Here is a 3,317-nt window from a genome sequence, read left to right as displayed (position 1 = left end):
GCGTTGGGCAATAAAAAGGCCGCCCGGTGTGGGGCGGCTGTGTGTGGTTTGATGGTTGCGGGGGTTGGATTTGAACCAACGACCTTCAGGTTATGAGCCTGACGAGCTACCGGGCTGCTCCACCCCGCGCCATCTGGTGGGGTCCGCCGTGGTGGCGGAGCCCGGAAAAAGCAAAACGCGCCGCGCCGGTTTAGCGCGACGCGTGTTGCGTATCTGACAATGTGAATGGGTTTTTCCAATTACACCGGCTTCAATGCCTGGCGACGACCTACTCTTCCAGTGCTTGAGCAATAGTACCATCGGCGCAGTCAGGTTTCACGGCCGAGTTCGGGATGGGATCGGGTGGGTCACTGACGCTATGGTCACCAAGCAATGAAGCAGGTGTAATTGGGTTTCAAATCGATGCGTGCACCAAGGCTTAAATCATCAACCTCAATGACTAGCCAAAGCTGTCATTGATGGTGGGACTCATCAAGCGCGAATAGGACAATTAGTACTGGTTAGCTCCACATGTTACCACGCTTCCACATCCAGTCTATCAAGGTGGTGGTCTACCACCGTCCTAAGAAATCTTATCTTGAGGGAGGCTTCCCGCTTAGATGCTTTCAGCGGTTATCCCGTCCATACATAGCTACCCTGCTGCGCCCTTGGCAGGACGACAGGTACACCAGAGGTATGTTCAACCCGGTCCTCTCGTACTAGGGTCAACTCCTCTCAAATTTCGACGCCCACGGCAGATAGGGACCAAACTGTCTCGCGACGTTCTGAACCCAGCTCACGTACCACTTTAATTGGCGAACAGCCAAACCCTTGGGACCTGCTCCAGCCCCAGGATGTGATGAGCCGACATCGAGGTGCCAAACGATTCCGTCGATATGAGCTCTTGGGAATCATCAGCCTGTTATCCCCGGCGTACCTTTTATCCGTTGAGCGATGGCCCTTCCACGAGGGACCACCGGATCACTATGACCGACTTTCGTCTCTGCTCGACTCGTCAGTCTCGCAGTCAGGCTGGCTTATGCCATTGCACTCTAACGGTCGGTTTCCAACCGACCTGAGCCAACCTTCGCACGCCTCCGTTACTCTTTAGGAGGCGACCGCCCCAGTCAAACTACCCGCCACAGAGGGTCCCTGTTCCGGATAACGGAACGAGGTTAGACATCAGAAATCAACAGGGTGGTATTTCACCGTAGGCTCCACATCAGCTGGCGCCAATGCTTCAAAGCCTCCCACCTATGCTACACAATTAATTCCTAATGCCACTCTGAAGCTGCAGTAAAGGTGCACGGGGTCTTTCCGTCTAACCGCGGGTACTCCGCATCTTCACGGAGAATTCAATTTCGCTGAGCATGTCCTGGAGACAGTGGGGAAGTCGTTACGCCATTCGTGCAGGTCGGAACTTACCCGACAAGGAATTTCGCTACCTTAGGACCGTTATAGTTACGGCCGCCGTTTACCTGGGCTTCGTTTCGGAGCTTGCACCCCTCCACTTAACCTTCAGGCACCGGGCAGGCGTCAGGCCCTATACGTCGTCTTGAAGCCGACTTAGCAGAGCCCTGTGTTTTTGCTAAACAGTCGCTACCCCCTGGCCTGTGCCCCCAACAAGAGCTTGCGCTTATGCTGGGCCTCCTTCTTCCGAAGGTACGGAGGCAATTTGCCGAGTTCCTTCAGGACACTTCTCTCAAGCGCCTTGGTATACTCTACCTGACCACCTGTGTCGGTTTCGGGTACGGTCTATACGGTGGAGCTATTTCCTGGAACCACTTCGAAGCATGTCCAATCCGATAAGGACATACAACACACGTGATCCGTCACTACCACCAGGCCCACGAATATTAACGTGGTTCCCATCGACTACCCCCTTCGGGCTCGTCTTAGGGGCCGGCTCACCCTGCTCAGATTAGCTTTAAGCAGGAACCCTTGGTCTTTCGGCGAGAGGGCATCTCACCCTCTTTATCGCTACTCATGTCTGCATTCGCACTTCCGATATCTCCACCGTCGGTTACCCTTCGGCTTCACAGACTTACGGAACGCTCCGCTACCGCGTGTAGTAAACTACACACCCTAAGCTTCGGTGCATCACTTTAGCCCCGTTACATTTTCGCCGCAGGAACCCTTGTTTAGACCAGTGAGCTGTTACGCTTTCTTTAAAGGATGGCTGCTTCTAAGCCAACCTCCTGGCTGTTTTGGGATTCCCACATGCTTTCCCACTTAGTGATGACTTGGGGACCTTAGCTGTAGGTCAGGGCTGTTTCCCTTTTGACGACGGACCTTAGCACCCGCCGTCTGTCTCCTGGATAGTACTCCTAGGTATTCGGAGTTTGGTTAGTATTGGTACAGCTCGCGCCGCCCGCAACCATCCAGTGCTCTACCCCCTAGGGTATTCGTCCAAGGCTCTACCTCAATAGATTTCGCGGAGAACCAGCTATTTCCCGGCTTGATTGGCCTTTCACCCCTAAACACAACTCATCCGATAATTTTTCAACATTAAACGGTTCGGTCCTCCAGTGAGTGTTACCCCACCTTCAACCTGGTCATGCCTAGATCGCCGGGTTTCGGGTCTAATGCATCAAACTAAATCGCCCTATTCAGACTCGCTTTCGCTGCGCCTACACCTAACGGCTTAAGCTTGCTTGATACACTAAGTCACAGACCCATTATGCAAGAGGTACGCTGTCACCCCATAAAGAGGCTCCAACTGCTTGTAGGCGTTCGGTTTCAGGTACTGTTTCACTCCCCTCATCGGGGTGCTTTTCACCTTTCCCTCACGGTACTAGTTCGCTATCGGTCATGTACGAGTATTTAGGCTTGGAGGGTGGTCCCCCCATGTTCAGACAGGGTTTCACGTGCCCCGCCCTACTCGAGTCCTTCTTCATCACTTTCGCATACGGGACTGTCACCCGCTATGGTCAGCCTTTCCAGACTGTTCTGCTAGTTGAAAAGAAGGCACTGGCCTGGTCCGCGTTCGCTCGCCACTACTAACGGAATCTCGGTTGATGTCTTTTCCTCCGGGTACTGAGATGTTTCAGTTCTCCGGGTTCGCTTCACGAAGCCTATTTTATTCAGCTAAGTGATACCTGTTTCTCGATTACTCCAACAATGAACAAGTCATCGTAGGAATAATCGGGATAGGTGGGTTTCCCCATTCGGAAATCGTCGGGTCAAAGTTTGCTCACAACTCACCGACGCTTATCGCAGCGTGCCACGTCCTTCATCGCCTGTACATGCCAAGGCATCCACCAAACGCCCTTACCTCACGCTTGAGAGTCCACACCACCAATGACAACCCTGGATCGGTCAAAGACCGACACGAAACT

1 tRNA gene and 2 rRNA genes are annotated in these 3,317 nt (G+C 53.3%); all 3 read right to left on the bottom strand.

From position 1 onward, the window contains the following. Positions 1-52: 52 nt before the first annotated feature. The 3 genes from AC07TU_RS20620 to AC07TU_RS20610 all read right to left on the bottom strand — a co-directional run bounded on the left by AC07TU_RS20620 (position 53) and on the right by AC07TU_RS20610 (position 3,263). Positions 53-129, bottom strand: a tRNA-Met gene (locus AC07TU_RS20620). Positions 130-255: 126 nt separating this feature from the next. Continuing rightward, a 5S ribosomal RNA gene (gene rrf, locus AC07TU_RS20615) occupies positions 256-370 on the bottom strand. Between the two features lie 100 nt (positions 371-470). Further along, a 23S ribosomal RNA gene (locus AC07TU_RS20610) occupies positions 471-3,263 on the bottom strand. Between the last annotated feature and the right edge of the window lie 54 nt (positions 3,264-3,317).

The organism is Sphingomonas sp. GW821-FHT03E12 (genome assembly GCF_059420685.1).
Note: the sequence above shows the minus strand (reverse complement) of the source record. Positions and strands in the feature narration are given on the sequence as shown.